This is a genomic window from Streptomyces lucensis JCM 4490, from assembly GCF_014650035.1.
GTDB classification, from domain to species: domain Bacteria; phylum Actinomycetota; class Actinomycetes; order Streptomycetales; family Streptomycetaceae; genus Streptomyces; species Streptomyces lucensis.
The window spans coordinates 379,520-393,577 of record NZ_BMUE01000006.1; the positions used below are offsets into that span (position 1 = coordinate 379,520).

A 14,058-nucleotide genomic window follows, 5' to 3' on the forward strand; every position below is an offset into this window, starting at 1 on the left:
CGCGCCGCCGGTCCACGGCTCCCCGTTGCGGCTCATCGTCGCTGGTGAAGGGTGAGGTTGACCAGTAGGGCGCGATGATCGGTGCCGGTTACACGCAGGAAGCGGGCGTCGGTCGCCGCGAAGTCCCGGGAGACCAGGACGTGGTCGATCTGGACGCCGATGACGGAGGCGGTGCGCGCCGGCCAGCTGGGCGCGCGGTCGGCGCCCGCGAGGCGGGCCGCGTCGAAGAGGCCGGTGTCCAGGATGTGGCGGAAGGACGCGTGGTCCTGGGAGGCGTTGAAGTCGCCCGCGAGGATGGTCGGGGTGTCCGCGCCGCCGGCGGCGAAGGCACGCAGTCGCCCCAGTTCGCGGCGCCACGGACCGACCCGGTCCGGCAGCGGGGGCGTCGGGTGGGCGAGCTGGAGGCGTACGGAGTGTCCGCGCACGTCGGCGACGGCGCCGGGCATGCCCATGGTGCCGGGGACGCCCGCGGTCGGCCGCAGCGGGAAGCGGCTGAGGATCAGGGAGCCGTGGGAGCCGGCCTCGCGCGCCGCCCGCCGGTAGGGGTAGGCGTCGGTGAGGCCGCCCTGCAAAGTGGCCCGGCAGGCGTACGGGCACTCCTGGACGAAGACCACGTCCGGGCGCCGGTCGCGGACGAGCGGCACCAGGGCGGGGGTGCCGTGCCCGAAGCCGACGTTCGCGGTGAGCACGCGCAGGGCGGCGAGGGGCCGGCCGGCGGGCTCGGCGGACCTGCCGTACGGCTCCAGGTACCAGGCGAGCAGGCCGAGGACCGCGACGCCCCACACCAGCCCCGCCCACCAGCGGGCGAGCAGCGCGCAGAGCAGGGCGAAGCCGGTGGGCAGGAGCAGCCAGGGCAGGAAGGCGAGGAGCTGGGGCACGGGCGTGAAGCCGTCGGTGTCGGCCACCCGGCAGCCGACGACCACGCTCACACCTGTCAGTGTCACTCCGGCACACCAGGCGCCGAGCCTGAGTCCACGGCGTCGGGTCACGATCGCGAGCCTACGATCACCCGTCCAGCCGCGCCAGGAAGCCGGCCAGCGCCCGGTTGAACTCCTCCGGCCGCTCCAGGTTCGGCAGATGGGCCGCGCCCTCGACGACGTGCAGCGACGAGTCGGGCAGGGCCGCGTGCATCGCCTCGGCGTCGGACACGGGCGTGTAGGTGTCGTCGGCGCCGACCACGACCAGCGCGGGCACCCGCACCCGGGTCAGCAGGGCGCGGTAGTCGGGGCGTTCGGCACGGCCGCGCAGGGCCGCCGCCGCGCCCTCGGGCGGGGTGGCCGTCATCATGCGGTGGACGTGGGCCCTGACGTCGGGATCCGCGTACGGGGCGACCATCTTCTCCAGCACCTCGTCGGCGTAGCCCCGCATGCCCTCGGCGAGCAGCCGGTCGGCCATGGCGGTGCGGCCCACCCTGCCCTCCGGTGTCTCCGGGTCCGGGAAGGTGTCGGCGAGGACCAGGCCCCGGACCCGGTCGCCGAAGCGGGCGCAGCACTCCATGGCGATCTGGCCGCCCATGGAGAGGCCGGCGAGGACGAAGCCGTCCACCCCCAGGTGGTCGAGCAGCTCGGCGATGTCCTCGGCGTGGCGGGAGAGCGGGACCGTGCCGGGTGTCACGGGGGAGGCGCCGTACCCGCGCAGGTCGGGGGCGATCACCCGGCGGCCGGCGGAGAACTCCGTCAGCTGCGGGTGCCACATCGTGCGGTCGAAGGGGTGGCCGTGGACGAGGACGAGGGGTACCCGGCCGTAAGTGGCGGGAGTCCCGGGGCCTTTGTCCTCATATGCGAGGAAGGGGGGCATGTCAGTGACCCTAGGCGCCCCAATTCATCGGTGCAATAAGATCTTTGCCCTCGGTGCAATAGAGGTGCCGGCGCGGACGGGGGGACGAGTGGACGACTACCGGCGCATCGCCGACCGGATCGCCGACGACATCACCGGGGGGCGGCTGCGTCCCGGGCAACAGCTGCCACCGCAGCGGGCGTTCGCCCGGCGGTACGGGATCGCTCCCTCGACGGCCGGCCGGGTGTACGCCGAACTCGTGCGCCGGGGGCTGGTGGTGGGCGAGGTCGGGCGCGGCACGTTCGTGCGGGCCACCGAGCCGGACGGGCAGCCGGGGCGCGCCCTGGCCGAGACCGCCGGTGCGGCCTCCGTGAACCTGGAGCTCAACTACCCCAGCACGGCTGGGCAGTCGGAGCTGCTGGCGCCGGCCCTCGCGCCGCTGCTGCGGCCGGACGCCCTCGCGCAGGCGTTGCGGCCGGCCGCGGCCGCGGGCACCCCGGCCGCCCGTGAGGCGGTGGCCTCCCTGCTGGCCCAGGGCGGCCTGCGCTCCTGCGCCTCCCGGATCCTGTTCACGGGCAACGCCCGGCAGGCGATCGCCGCGACGCTCGCCTCCCTGGTGCGGCCCGGTGGCCGGGTGGGCGTGGAACCGCTGACGTATCCGCTGGTCAAGGAGATCGCGTCCCGTCTGGGCATCGTTCTGGTCCCGCTCGCGGCGGACGCGCAGGGCCCGCTGCCCGAGGGTGTCGCCGCCGCCCACCGCAGTGCGCCGCTGTCCGCCCTCTACCTCCAGCCCACTCTGCACAACCCGACCTCCCGGACGGTGGGCGCCGGACGGCTGGAGGAACTGGCCGGCGTCGTCCACAGGCTGGGGACACCGGTGGTCGAGGACCGGATCTGGTCGTTCCTGCACCCGGGCGGCACGCCGCCGCTCGCCGCGCTCGCCCCCGGGCTCGTCCACCTCGTGGACGGGCTGTCCAAGCGGGTGGCGCCGGGGCTTACGGCCGGGTTCACCGTCGTCCCGGAAGGGCGTACCGAGGCGGTGGCGCGGGCCATCCGGTCCGGCGGGTGGAGCGCGGGCTCCTTCGCTCTGGAGGCGGCCGTCCGGTGGATCGCGGACGGGACCGTGGACCGGCTGGTGGCGGCCAAGCGCCAGGACGCACGGCGTCGGCAGCGGCTGGTCGCCGAGGCGCTGGCCGGGTTCACCGTACGGTCCGACCCGGCGGCCTACTTCGCCTGGTGGGAGCTGCCCGCGCCGTGGCGGGGGGACACCTTCACGGCCGCCGCGCGTGCGCACGGGATCGCGGTCACACCGGGTACGGCCTTCTCGGTGGACCCCAGCCGGACGCCGGACGCGGTCAGACTCGGACTCGCGTCGGCTCCCGAGCCCGACCTGGCGCGTGCGCTGGCGACCCTCGCCGGGCTCGCGCGGGGCGGGCCGGGGATGACGTAGCGGCCGCCGGGGAGCTGGGCTCGCATCGGTGGGGGGCGCGTAGTCAGGTTGGCGGCGGGGCGTGGCCGTGCGGTGCTTGCCGGTTCGCGGAGGTGGAGGGGGCGGTGCCTGCCGGTTCGGGGGGTGTGGCCGTGCGGTGTGGCCGTGTGGTGCCTGCCGGTTCAGGGGGCGTGGAGGCGGTGCCCGCCGGTTCGGGGTGTGGGGTGACCGGCCGGCGAGGCTGCTCGCAGGTCCGCCTCAGGGCGCGCGGGGCGCGCGGCGGGGCGCGGCGGGGCGGGGACGGTACCGGACTGGACTGCGGGCCGGGGCGCTGTCAGGGGCGCCGTAGGGGCCCCGTGGGAAGGTGTCCGGCCGGTGTCAGGCCCGGACCTGGGTGGGGGTCTGGGGCGGGGCCGGTGCGGCGGGTGTCGAGGTCTGGTGGTCCGGGACGGGGTGGGGCGCGGGGTGCTGGGGCCGTCCCAGCGGGCGCGGGCGTGCCAGGTAGCGGGTGAGCCACGTGGTCAGGGCCACGGTGAGTCCGGCGCCGCACAGCATCCAGGCGCCGGTGCGCAGGGGGCCGGTCAGGGCGTCGTAGACGGCGCCCGCGGCCGGGTGGGAGAAACCGGCGGGCAGGTCGTCGAGGGTCAGCCGGCGGCCGGCGTCGAGGGCCAGGACGAGCAGCGCGCCGCTCAGGGCCGTGCCCACCGCCGTCGCGGCCACGGCCAGGCGGCGGCGGACGGCCAGGCCGATCCCGCAGGCGGCGCAGGCGGCGGCCGCCACCGGCAGCCAGAACCCGGCGACCTCCAGCGTGTGGAAGCCCGTGCGCAGCACGGCCAGGTCGCCCGCGGGCAGCACGGCGACCGCGGTGTGCTCCACCGGGATGCGCTGGGCGAGCGGCACGTGGTCGTGGGTGAGCTGGCGCTTGACCTGGACGGTGACGGGGGCGAGGTCGACCGTGACGTCCCGCTCGTCCCCCTCGCGCAGGGCGCGCAGGACCGCGTCGTGCGTGACCCGGTTGCCGGTGTCCCAGGCCACCCGGAAGGCCCGGGTCTGGGTGAAGGAGCGCACCGCCTCGCGCACGAACGGGCGGACGGAGCCGTGCATCGCGCGGACGTCCACGTGCTCGTCCACCGTGCGCAGGATGCCGTCCCCGACCGTGTCCGCGACGGCCTCCCGCACGTCCGGGTCGGTGGCGAGCGGGGCCATGGCGGTGACGTACCGGCCCGTGTCGGCGAGTCCGTACGCCGCCCAGGCCGCCAGTGCGCCGAACGGCACGAGGAGGCAGGACAGGGCGATCAGTACGGCCGACAGGGCGCTCCTTAGACGTGGGGGCACCCTTCCAGGCAACGGTCCCGGGGGGCGTCGCGCGAGCGGGAGGACTGCATTCGGGGGACGTCCGGGCCACACGGGTGGCTCCCGGCCCCCCTCACGGGACCGGGTGCTCCGCCTTCCGGTGGAGGGATCACCCGAGCGGGTGTTTCCTGGTGCTGGGGAGGTCGCTGAGGAGGGAACGCAGGGGAGTGCGTGGGCGCCGGCCGGAAGCGACCGGAGCCCACGCACATGCCGTACCGCTCAGTGGACCCGGTGCCCGGCGGCGTCCTCGCGGGTGTAGTAGCGGTAGAAGAGCGTGATGAAGGTGCCCGCGGACACGAAGAGCGAGATGAGCACCGTCTCCCAGACCGGCCCGTTCGACTGGCTGTAGAGGAACCCGAACGCGGCGCCGGTGAACGCCGCCCACAGCACCGCGTGCACTTCCCGGGGCATCCGCGGGGCCATGGCGAGCAGCGCCGCGCACAGCACGGCGAACACGAGCGCGGTGACGAAGCCGAACAGCAGGTTCCATCCGGTGACGGGGCCGCCGAAGCGCTGGTTGGCCGCGGCCCAGTAGCCGTAGATCAGGCCGAGCACCACCGGGACGGCGATCCGGGCCATCCTGTGGGTGCGGGCGTCGAAGACGTCGGGCGTACGGCCGTGCCTCTCGGATGCCCGGCGCTCCGCCCCGGACATACGGCCGGACCGGGACGCTTTGCCGGACGCGGGTGCCGCATGAGCCATGAGAGCACTCCTCTCTCTCCTCGCCCCCGCCTACCAGGGCACACCGGGGGGCACGGCCTGGCAAGTCGGCCAGGAGAGTGACGGGTGCCCGGATGCGCCCCTTCCTCCCCCGTGATTCGCTGGGGTGATGGAGGGCTGGCCGCCGTGACGCGGATGGACTACGGGCGGCGGCGGCGTCGGCTGCACGTGCGCGGCCGGAGCATCGCCTGGCTGGTGCCCCTCCTGCTGCTCGTGGCCATCGTGCTGGCCGACTTCAACACGCCCCAGCACTTCCGGATCATCACCTGGATCGTCCTGGTGCCCGCCATCGCCGCCACCGGCTGCGGGGTGTGGACGACCGCCGTCTTCAGCCTGGTGTCGGTGGTGACGTACGTCGCCGTCGACAACGCCTGGCCCGAGGAGTACCAGGCCGGTCTCGCCGACTTCGTCCTGGTGGCGACCGGCGGCCTGCTGGCCGCGCTGGCCGCCGAAGCGCGGGTGCGCCAGGAACGGCGGACCCTCCACATGCGGGACATCGCCGAGACCACCCGCCGTACCGTCCTGCGCCCGTTGCCGCCGAACTTCGGCGGCCTGGAACAGGCGGGGGTGTACCTTGCCGCCGACGAAGACGCCCGGGTCGGCGGCGACTTCTACGACATCCAGCCCGGCCCGCACGGCTCCCGCGTCCTCGTCGGCGACGTGCAGGGCAAGGGCCTCGGCGCGGTGGAGACGGCCGCCGCCCTGCTCGGCACCTTCCGCGAGGCCGCCTACTACGAGAGGGACCTCGCGACCGTCGCCGAGCACCTGGAGACACGGATGCGGCGTCACCGCCATCTGACCACCGCGCTCGGCAGGAACGACGGCGACCGCTTCGCCACCGCCGTGCTGATCGGCTTCCCGGAGGACGCCCCCGACACCATCGAGGTCGTCAACTTCGGCCACGAGCCCCCGCTCGCCGTGGGCGCATACGGGGTGCGGGAGCTGCCCAGTGGTGACGGGCTGCCGATCGGCCTCACCGAACTGGCGGGCGGCCCGCCGCCGGTGCGGCGGGTGCCGTTCGCCGCCGACGAGACCCTGTTGCTGGTCACCGACGGGGTGAGCGAGGCCCGGGACGGGTCCGGCGCGTTCTACCCGCTGGCCCGCGAGGTCGGCCGCGCGGTCGGCGCCGACCCGGGCCGCGCGGAACCCAGGCGCCTGGTCCGCCGGGTCCGTGACGGCGTCGTGCGGCACTGCCGGGGCCCGCTGGAGGACGACACCACGGTGTTCGCCGTGCGCCGGGCGCGGGGAGCGGTGCGCGAAGCCCCCGAACGGGGACGTTTGCAGGTCTGACGCGCCGGTTCGCGGCAGCAGCGGCTACGGTGCTGGCTGGAGAGCGGATCCACAGGACCACGGATCCACAGGGCCGACCGGGGGAGGACCGATGCCAGGAACCGTGCTGCTGCTCGCGGCCTCGCCGCTGGGCCGGGGGCGCCTGGTGGACGCGGCCGGTGTGCTGCCGGTGCTCGCGGCCGTCGCGCCGTCCGTGCTGTCCGGCACCGACACGGCCAACGTGGTGGAGCTCGCCGACCCGCTGGAGCCGCAGGCCGTCCTGACCCGGCTGCGCGCGGCCGCGGCGTCCCCCGGCCCGCTCACCGTGTACGTCAGCGGCCAGCTCCAGCTTGACCGCCGTCAGCGCCTGCCGCATCTGGCCCTGGCCCGCACCACCGCGGCCACCGTCCGGTACACCGCGCTGCCGTGGCACTGGATCCGCGAGGAACTGCGGCTGCGCTCCGCCGATCGGACCGCGCTCGTCGTGGACCTGCACGCGGACGCGGAGGCCTGGCGGCACGTCGTCGAGCGCGGGCTCGACTGCGGGCCCAGCACCGCCGTCTACGGCCGGGTCGCCCCGCCCGGCCGGCGCGGCGTCGCCGAGCCGTCGTACATGAAGGCGGTGGCGACGTTGCTGCGCAGCGGACACCGGCCGCCGCTGGAGACGCTGCACCAGCAGGCGCTGGGCCGGGTCGCGGAGGAGATCGCGGGAAACCTGGTGCTGGGCGGCGCCGGGGGGTTCGCCCTCGGCGCCGCCCCGGGTTCCGTCCCCGGCTCCGTCGCTGATTCCCTCCCCCGGCCTGCTTCCGGGGCCGTCTCCGGGGCCGTCTCCGGGTTCGCGCCGGGTTCCGCCCCCGGGTTCACCGCCGATCCCGCCGCCGGGTCCGCCTCGGGCTATGTCCCGCGGCCCGCTGCCGGGTCTTCCCCGGGTTCCGCCGCCGGGCCCGCTCATGGTTCCGTCCCTGGGCTCGCCCAAAGTCCTGTCCCCGGCTCCACCGACAGGTCCACCCCGGGCTCCTCCGACAGGTCCGCTCCCGGCTCCTCCGCCAGGTCCGCCCCGAACTCCTCCGTCAGGTCCGCCGCAGGCTCCGCCGTCGATGCCCACGCCGCCATCAGCGCCGCCGTGCGGGCGGGGCGACACGGTGAGGCCGACACGATCGCCGCCCGGCACGAGCTGGCCGCCGTGCGGGCGCACGGGCCGGCCTCCGAGGACGCCCTGCACTGGAGCGAGGTCCGCGCCGATCTCGCGATGTTCGCGGGGGACGCGGCACGCAGCTGCCGGGCCTGGCTGGACGTCGCCGGGGTGCGGCTGGCCGCAGGCCAGTCCGTGGACGCGCCCGCCGTGGAGGCGGCCGTGGACCGCGCGCACCACCAGTGGGGCCGTATCGAGGACGCGGCGCGGGCCCGTGAACTGGGGCCCGCGCTCGCGGAGTTGAGACTCAGGGTGCCGGGCCGCCGCAGCGGCGCGCTGGAGAACGTCCAGCGGCAGCTGCGGCAGCTCCAGACCCAGTAGGCCCGTCCAGACCCGGTAGGCCCGTCCGGTCCCGGGTGGGCCCGGGCCTCAGCGGGTGAACGTGAGGTACTTCCAGGGACCGTGGGTCGTGGAGTTCACGCTGTCGCCGGAGGAGGCGTTGATGTACGAGGAGCGGATCCGGAAACGCCAGCCGACGTCCTCGGCGTGATTGCCGGTGATCTGCACCCGGGAGACGCCGTCGGGGCCCAGCTTGAAGTACGCCGGGTCGCTCGGGTACCAGCGGCCCTGGTAGTAGACCTCGAACTCGAGCTTGTGCTTGCGGCCCGGGTAGTACGACATCTTCGTCGTGACCAGCGGGTTCTTGGTCTTGTGGAAGAAGTAGTACGTGTGGCCCCACGTGTACTTCGACTTGTAGTGGTTGCCGACCGACGTGGACAGGCTCACCTTCGCGCCGACCGTGCTGGAGGCGGAGGCGGACTTGTACTGGGAGTCGCCCGCGAACTTCGCCGTGACCTTGGTGTCACGCTTCAGGTCGATGGTGACCGACAGGTTGCCGTCGGAGTTGACCTTGCCGGACTTCACCAGCTTGTTCGGCTTGTCGGAGCCGAACGGGTCGGCCCAGATCTCCACCGTGCGGTTCTTGTAGGTCCTCCCGAGATGGGCCGTGAACTTGACGTCCTTGCCGTACGAGTAGACCTTGCCGTTGTTGTTGACGGTGAGCGTCGGCTTGGCGCGCGAGACGTCCACGGAGTCGGAGCCGGAGCCCGCCGCGTGGTCGGCGTCGCCCGCGAAGGACACCGTGTACTTCACCTTGCCGCCGGCCGGCGGTTTGTCGGTGAAGGAGTAGGTGCCGTCGGCCTTGGTGGTCACCGAGGCGAGCGACTTGCCCTTCGGCGACTCGAGGTCGTTACGGGTGACGCTCAGCCTGGTGCCGGCGGGCAGCGCCACCCTGGAGGCGGCCGTGCCCTTGACGGTGAGCGCCTTGGTACGGGTGGCGGTGGCCGGGGCGTTCACGGTGATGGTGGTGACCGCCTTGGTGGGGGCGGTCAGCACGCGCAGGGAGTAGACGCCGTCGCTGTTGTACGACACCGCGAAGAGCCGGGAGCCGTCCGGGGTCCAGGCCAGGCCGGAGTCGGCCAGCAGGTCGGAGCCGCTGGTGTGGCCGGTGTTGGGGAAGTCGTAGGTGCGGACCGCCTCGCCGCTGCCGGGCCGGAAGACGTAGACGTCCGGCTCGTAGGAGCCGTCGATGCCGGCCGCCACGGTGCCGTCGGGGGCGATGGCGACGGAGTTCGGGTACGCGTCCGTGACGTACTTGCCGTCCTCGTTGAGGTCGGAGGTACGGAACACCTGCTGGTAGTAGGGCGCCCCGCTGGCCACCACGACGTCCTTGCCGTCGGGCGTGACCTGGAGGTCGCCGAGGTTGCTGCCGGCCTCCCGGGTGCTCGCCAGCCTGGTGGCCGAGCCCGAGGAGACGTCGTACGAGGCGAGTTCCACCGGGCTCTGCCCGACCGCGCCCGCGACCAGCACGTTCGAACCGGGCGCGGCGTCCAGCAGGGGAGCCGCGTACCAGTTGCCGTCCTGGCCGAGCGTGACCTCGTGCTGCTCACTCGTCAGGTCGACGTTGCCGATGTCGCCCTCGGCGGCACCGCCGTAGCCGAACCACAGCTTGCCGCCCGCCAGGGCGACGCTCAGTGGCTTGTCGCCCACCGTGTACCGGGTGGTCTCGGTGGCGGTGGCGGTGTCGATGACGGCGATGGCGTCGAGGTCCTGCACGGCCGCGTAGAGCGTGCCGGAGTCGGCCGACAGCTCCAGTCCGCTGACGCCGGAGAGGTTGGTGGTGAGCTGCTTGACGACGTTGCCGGACCAGTCCGTGACGACGATCTTGCCGTTCAGCGGGTCGCTGATGAAGACCTGCTGGTGGGCGCCGTCGACGACGATGTCACCGGTCTGCCTGACCGGCAGGGGCTTGGTGGTGTCGGCGAACGCCGGAGCGGCGGCCAGTGCCGCCGAGCTGAAGACGACCGCCAGGGCGGTGGTGGCGGTGAGAATGCGCTTACGCACGCTGATTCGAACCCCCCGGAACGAATGAAGAGGTGAGCGCCACGCGGTACGGCTGATGTGTGAGTCCCCTGTGAGCCGTGTGTGGCGGATGAGCGAAGACTAGGGGGCGAAGACTAGGTCATGCCACTGACAAAAGCGTCGGCGGCCCCCGGCGCGGAAGCCCGGGCGGGCGGCCGGGGTAAGGGCTTTCGGGGAGCAGGGCTTTCGGAGGGGCTTTCAGGGAGCCGCGTGCTGCACGGCCGTGGGCGCGTGCGTGGGTTCCGCCGCGCGGGCCGGGCCGGCGTTCGCCGCGATGACCAGGGCCGCGGCGGCGATCACGGCGGCGGCGACACCCCGGGCGGTGGGGGTGCTCCCGCCGGTGCGCAGCCGTGCGGGGGCCGGCTCGGGGGTGGGGCGTCCGTAGGGTGCGGATGTACGTCCGTGCACGGCGACCTCGCTCCACGACAGCAACGTATTAAGCAGGCTTAACCCGCCGTTTAACCTAGAGGCTGCACGAGGCCAACGGCAAGAGGCACCACGGGAGTTGGGAGACCAGCCAATGCGGGAACGGGACGACCCCCAGGTCATCGGGCGGCGCGTGCAGCACCTGCGCACCCAGCGCGGGCTGACCCAGCGGCAGCTGGCCGAGCCCGCGTACACGCCGGCCTACATCTCCACCCTGGAGGCGGGCCGGGTCCGGGCCTCCGACGAGGCGCTCACCCACATCGCGGACCGGCTCGGCGTGGCCTACGAGGAGCTGGCCGTGGGCCGGCCCGCCCACCTCGCCGTCGGCCTGCGGCTGCGGCTCACCGAGGCGCAGCGGATCCTCGCCGACGGCAGGGCCGAGGAGGCGGCCGCGCAGTACTCGGCGCTGCTCGCCGAGGCGGAGACGCACGGCCTCGGCGGCGAACAGGCCGGCGCGCTGCTCGGGCTCGGCGAGTGCGCACTGGAGACCGGTGAACTGGCGACGGCCCGCGAGTGCTTCGAGCGGGCCGAGGAGCGGCTGGCGGGCGAGTCGCTGCCGGTGCGGGTGCCGGCGGTGCGCGGCCGGGCGGTCTCGCACTACCTCGCGGGTGAACTCCGTTACGCCGTCTACCTGCTGGAGACCGCCCTCGACGAACTCAACCGGGGCGGGCTGCACGACCCCGAGGCGCTGCTGCAGCTCTACGCCGCGGTCATCGGCCCGTACATGGACATGGGCGCCCACGCCCGCGCGGCCAAGGCCGCCGAGTTCGCCCTCGCGCTCGCCCCGCAGGCCGAGGACCCCGCGCTGATCGCCCGGATGCACCGCTCTGTCGCGCGCACCCTGCTCGCCGACGGCCGGGCCGCCGAGGCCGACGCCTCCCTCGCCAAGGCGGCCGAGCTCTACCGCGGGCTGCGGCTGCGCACCGAGCTGGCCAACTGCCACTGGATGCGCGGCTACGTCTGCGCCCAGGCCGGCGAACTGGAACGGGCGGAGGACGAGTTGCGCAAGGCGCTCGCCATGCTCTCCCAGACGCGGGCCGCCCTCTACCGCAGCCAGGCCGCGGTCGAGCTCGCCGACGTGCTGCACCGGCGCGGCAGGTCCGCCGAGGCCGCGGAGCTGCTGCAGGGCGTACTCGGCGACCTCTCCTCCGAGCGCGGCGCCGTCCACGCGGCCGCGGCCCACCGCCTGCTCGGCATCATCGCCGAGGACGGCCGGGACACCGAGGCGGCCGAGGAGCACTACGTCCGCGCGCTCAGCCTCCTGGAACGCGCGGGCGCCGCCGGCGACCTGGCCGACCTGTGCCGTCTCCTGGGCGACCTGCTGCGCCGCACGGGCCGTACGGAGGCGGCCCTGGACGCCTACCGCACCGGGCTCGGCCACCGCACGGCCCCCGGCACCACCACCCTCGGCCCGGCCCCGGCCCAGCCCCCGCTGGGGCCATGAGAGTGACCGTGACCGCGGCCTGATCCGGAGGGCGGATCCTAGACCTGCGCCCGGCCCTGCTTCTGGATGTCCGCCAGGCGCAAGGCACCGATCTGGACGGCGGCCTGAGTGGCGTCGTTGGGCACGTCGCCGAGGCCGCCGTTGGTGAAGGCGAAGGAGTCCGTGCCGACCCGGACGGCGGCCAGGTCCAGGGTGAGCAGGTACTTCTCGCCGTTGTCCGTCGTGGTGGCGATGCCGATGCGCAGGCCCTGGCGGGCGTCCCCGACCTCCGGCAGCGGGGCGTCGACGACCTGGACGTCCTCGACCAGCCCGCGTTCCGTGGTGGCCGTGAACCGGGCGCAGTGCACCGGCATCGTCCGCAGCCAGGTCAAGGCGGCGTCGACGTCCGCGGCGCGGCGGGCGCCGATCTGGTAGCGCAGCTGGGCGTCGGTGTCGGCGTCGTCCAGGCCCACGGTCACGCGGGCCGGGCCGCCGAGCAGCTCGTCGCTGTAGAGGGCGTCCAGCAGCGGCTGGCACTCCCGCGCCGGGGTGGTCGCCTTCAGCAGCCCGTCCCGCCAGGTGGCCGCGCCGCGCGTGGGGATCCAGGAGGCGCCCACGTCCGACTGGGTGATGAGCGCGGACTGCGCCTGTTCGTCGCTGAGCGCGGAGCCGTCGGCCCGTGCGGAGTGCCGGACGGTCGGGTCCGGCCGGTCGATCGTCGGCAGGGGGTGCGGGGCGGTCGCCGGGTGGTGCAGGCCGAGGGCGGCGCAGCCGCCGACGGCGAGCAGACCGGCGGCGATCAGGGAGAGACGCAGGCCACGGGGGCGTATCGCGGGGGTCATGGGGGGTGCCTCCTCGGCTGCGTGCCGGTGGGGGTGCCGGAGGGATGCCTGCTCTCACGGCACCACCACCCCGACCGCGCCACCAACGCTCGGAGCCGTCCGGGTGAGCGGTCACCGCGGTCACGGCGTCGCCGGAACGGTGCGTCCGGCGCCGTACCGGGCGGTGCCCCTGCGGGAGTGGGCGTCCGTCCGTCGGAGCAGCGGTGCCGCCCACCGGCCTGCCGGCTGATCTATCGTCGGCACGACGGAAGGAGTCAGCCGTGACCGGTCAGCGCGTCCCCGTGATCATCGACTGCGACACCGGGGTCGACGACGCCCTGGCCCTGCTGTTCGCCGTACGCCACCCGGGTCTGGACGTCCGGGCGGTGACCTGTGTGGCCGGCAACACGGACGTCGACGGGGTGGTCCGCAACACGCTGACCGTGCTGGAGCAGGCGGGCGCCCCCGGCATCCCGGTGGGCCGTGGCGCCGAACGCCCGCTGCTCGAACCGGCCCGCCCGGCCCGGCACGTGCACGGCGCCGACGGCATGGGCGACCTGGGCCTGCCCGCGCCCACCCGGTCCCCGGCCGCCGAGGACGCCGTCACGCTGCTGCGCCGCGAGATCCTCGCCTCCCCGCGCCCGGTCACCCTGATCCCGACCGCTCCCCTGACGAACATCGCCCTGCTGCTGCGCACCCACCCCGAGGTGACCCGCAACATCGAGCGGATCGTCTTCATGGGCGGCGCGGTGGCCACCGGAAACGCCACGCCGGTCGCCGAGTTCAACGTCTGGCACGACCCGGAGGCGGCGGCGGTCCTGCTGACGGCCGGCGTGCCCATCACGATGTACGGCCTGGACGTCTTCATGCGGGTCGTCGTTCCCGGCCCCGAGGTGCACCGGCTGCGCGCGAGCAGCGATCCCGGAACCCGCCTGGCCGGCGAACTCCTCGCCCACCGGCCGACCACGCAGGGCGGCGAACCGGAGGCCGAGGAGGCGGGCGGCCTCGGGGACGCGGGCGCGGTGTGCGCCGTCGCCGATCCGCAGGGCATCACCACGCGCCTGCTGCCGGTCGAGGTCTGCCTCGCCCCCGGCCCCGCCCGGGGCCAGACCCTCGTCGACCGCCGCCCCCGCCCCGGCGAGTCCGAGATCCACGAGGGCCGCCGCGAACAGACCCTGGTGGACGTGGCGTTGGACGTGGACGTGGACCGTTACGTGCGGCTGTACCTGGAGACGGTGGAGCGCCCCTAGAGTGCCCCGGCGCACCCCTGGGCAGTCCGGGACAACGG

The 14,058-nt window shown here is 74.5% G+C and carries 12 protein-coding genes; 5 read left to right on the forward strand and 7 right to left on the reverse strand.

Annotation, left to right across the window (positions count from 1 at the left end):
* Window positions 1-32 precede the first annotated feature (32 nt).
* Window positions 33-989, reverse strand: a complete 957-nt coding sequence (locus tag IE177_RS16920) for an endonuclease/exonuclease/phosphatase family protein (protein ID WP_190016164.1) — start codon at window positions 987-989, stop codon at window positions 33-35.
* Between the two features lie 16 nt (window positions 990-1,005).
* Window positions 1,006-1,797 (reverse strand): alpha/beta fold hydrolase, encoded by a 792-nt coding sequence (locus tag IE177_RS16925; protein ID WP_190016165.1) that lies wholly within the window; start codon window positions 1,795-1,797, stop codon window positions 1,006-1,008.
* 88 nt (window positions 1,798-1,885) lie between these two features.
* Between IE177_RS16925 and IE177_RS16930 the strand changes: the two genes are divergently transcribed.
* Entirely contained in the window at window positions 1,886-3,226 is a 1,341-nt protein-coding gene (locus IE177_RS16930) for an aminotransferase-like domain-containing protein (RefSeq protein ID WP_190016166.1), read from the forward strand.
* 357 nt (window positions 3,227-3,583) lie between these two features.
* Here the strand turns inward: IE177_RS16930 and IE177_RS16935 are convergent, their stop codons facing one another.
* Window positions 3,584-4,540: a hypothetical protein gene (locus IE177_RS16935; RefSeq protein ID WP_190016167.1), complete on the reverse strand. Its 957-nt coding sequence runs from the start codon at window positions 4,538-4,540 to the stop codon at window positions 3,584-3,586.
* 237 nt (window positions 4,541-4,777) lie between these two features.
* Entirely contained in the window at window positions 4,778-5,260 is a 483-nt protein-coding gene (locus IE177_RS16940; RefSeq protein ID WP_229816070.1) for a hypothetical protein, read from the reverse strand.
* A gap of 153 nt (window positions 5,261-5,413) precedes the next feature.
* On the opposite strand from IE177_RS16940, the gene IE177_RS16945 reads away from it, so the two are divergent.
* Entirely contained in the window at window positions 5,414-6,568 is a 1,155-nt protein-coding gene (locus IE177_RS16945; RefSeq protein WP_190016232.1) for a PP2C family protein-serine/threonine phosphatase, read from the forward strand.
* A gap of 91 nt (window positions 6,569-6,659) precedes the next feature.
* On the forward strand, window positions 6,660-8,060 hold the full coding sequence (locus tag IE177_RS16950; RefSeq protein WP_190016168.1) for a hypothetical protein: 1,401 nt from the start codon (window positions 6,660-6,662) through the stop codon (window positions 8,058-8,060).
* A gap of 48 nt (window positions 8,061-8,108) precedes the next feature.
* On the opposite strand, the gene IE177_RS16955 is transcribed toward IE177_RS16950, so the two are convergent.
* Both IE177_RS16955 and IE177_RS16960 read right to left on the reverse strand, forming a co-directional pair.
* Complete coding sequence (locus IE177_RS16955; RefSeq protein ID WP_190016169.1) at window positions 8,109-10,082, reverse strand: YncE family protein; 1,974 nt, start codon at window positions 10,080-10,082, stop codon at window positions 8,109-8,111.
* A 216-nt stretch (window positions 10,083-10,298) separates the two neighbouring features.
* On the reverse strand, window positions 10,299-10,508 hold the full coding sequence (locus IE177_RS16960; protein WP_190016235.1) for a hypothetical protein: 210 nt from the start codon (window positions 10,506-10,508) through the stop codon (window positions 10,299-10,301).
* A gap of 112 nt (window positions 10,509-10,620) precedes the next feature.
* Here IE177_RS16960 and IE177_RS16965 point away from each other — a divergent pair, with 112 nt between their 5' ends.
* Window positions 10,621-11,970: a helix-turn-helix domain-containing protein gene (locus IE177_RS16965; RefSeq protein WP_190016170.1), complete on the forward strand. Its 1,350-nt coding sequence runs from the start codon at window positions 10,621-10,623 to the stop codon at window positions 11,968-11,970.
* A gap of 38 nt (window positions 11,971-12,008) precedes the next feature.
* On the opposite strand, the gene IE177_RS16970 is transcribed toward IE177_RS16965, so the two are convergent.
* Window positions 12,009-12,791, reverse strand: coding sequence for a hypothetical protein (locus tag IE177_RS16970; RefSeq protein ID WP_190016171.1), 783 nt, complete (start codon window positions 12,789-12,791; stop codon window positions 12,009-12,011).
* A gap of 260 nt (window positions 12,792-13,051) precedes the next feature.
* Here IE177_RS16970 and IE177_RS16975 point away from each other — a divergent pair, with 260 nt between their 5' ends.
* Window positions 13,052-14,020, forward strand: a complete 969-nt coding sequence (locus IE177_RS16975; protein WP_190016172.1) for a nucleoside hydrolase — start codon at window positions 13,052-13,054, stop codon at window positions 14,018-14,020.
* The last annotated feature ends 38 nt before the right edge of the window (window positions 14,021-14,058 follow it).

Excerpts from the sequence above, each read along its gene's own strand:
- IE177_RS16950 (WP_190016168.1), top strand. The coding sequence starts at position 6,660 with ATGCCAGGAACCGTGCTGCTGCTCGCGGCCTCGCCGCTGGGCCGGGGG.
- IE177_RS16970 (WP_190016171.1), bottom strand. The coding sequence starts at position 12,791 with ATGACCCCCGCGATACGCCCCCGTGGCCTGCGTCTCTCCCTGATCGCC.
- IE177_RS16945 (WP_190016232.1), top strand. The coding sequence starts at position 5,414 with ATGGACTACGGGCGGCGGCGGCGTCGGCTGCACGTGCGCGGCCGGAGC.
- IE177_RS16940 (WP_229816070.1), bottom strand. The coding sequence starts at position 5,260 with ATGGCTCATGCGGCACCCGCGTCCGGCAAAGCGTCCCGGTCCGGCCGT.
- IE177_RS16965 (WP_190016170.1), top strand. The coding sequence starts at position 10,621 with ATGCGGGAACGGGACGACCCCCAGGTCATCGGGCGGCGCGTGCAGCAC.
- IE177_RS16925 (WP_190016165.1), bottom strand. The coding sequence starts at position 1,797 with ATGCCCCCCTTCCTCGCATATGAGGACAAAGGCCCCGGGACTCCCGCC.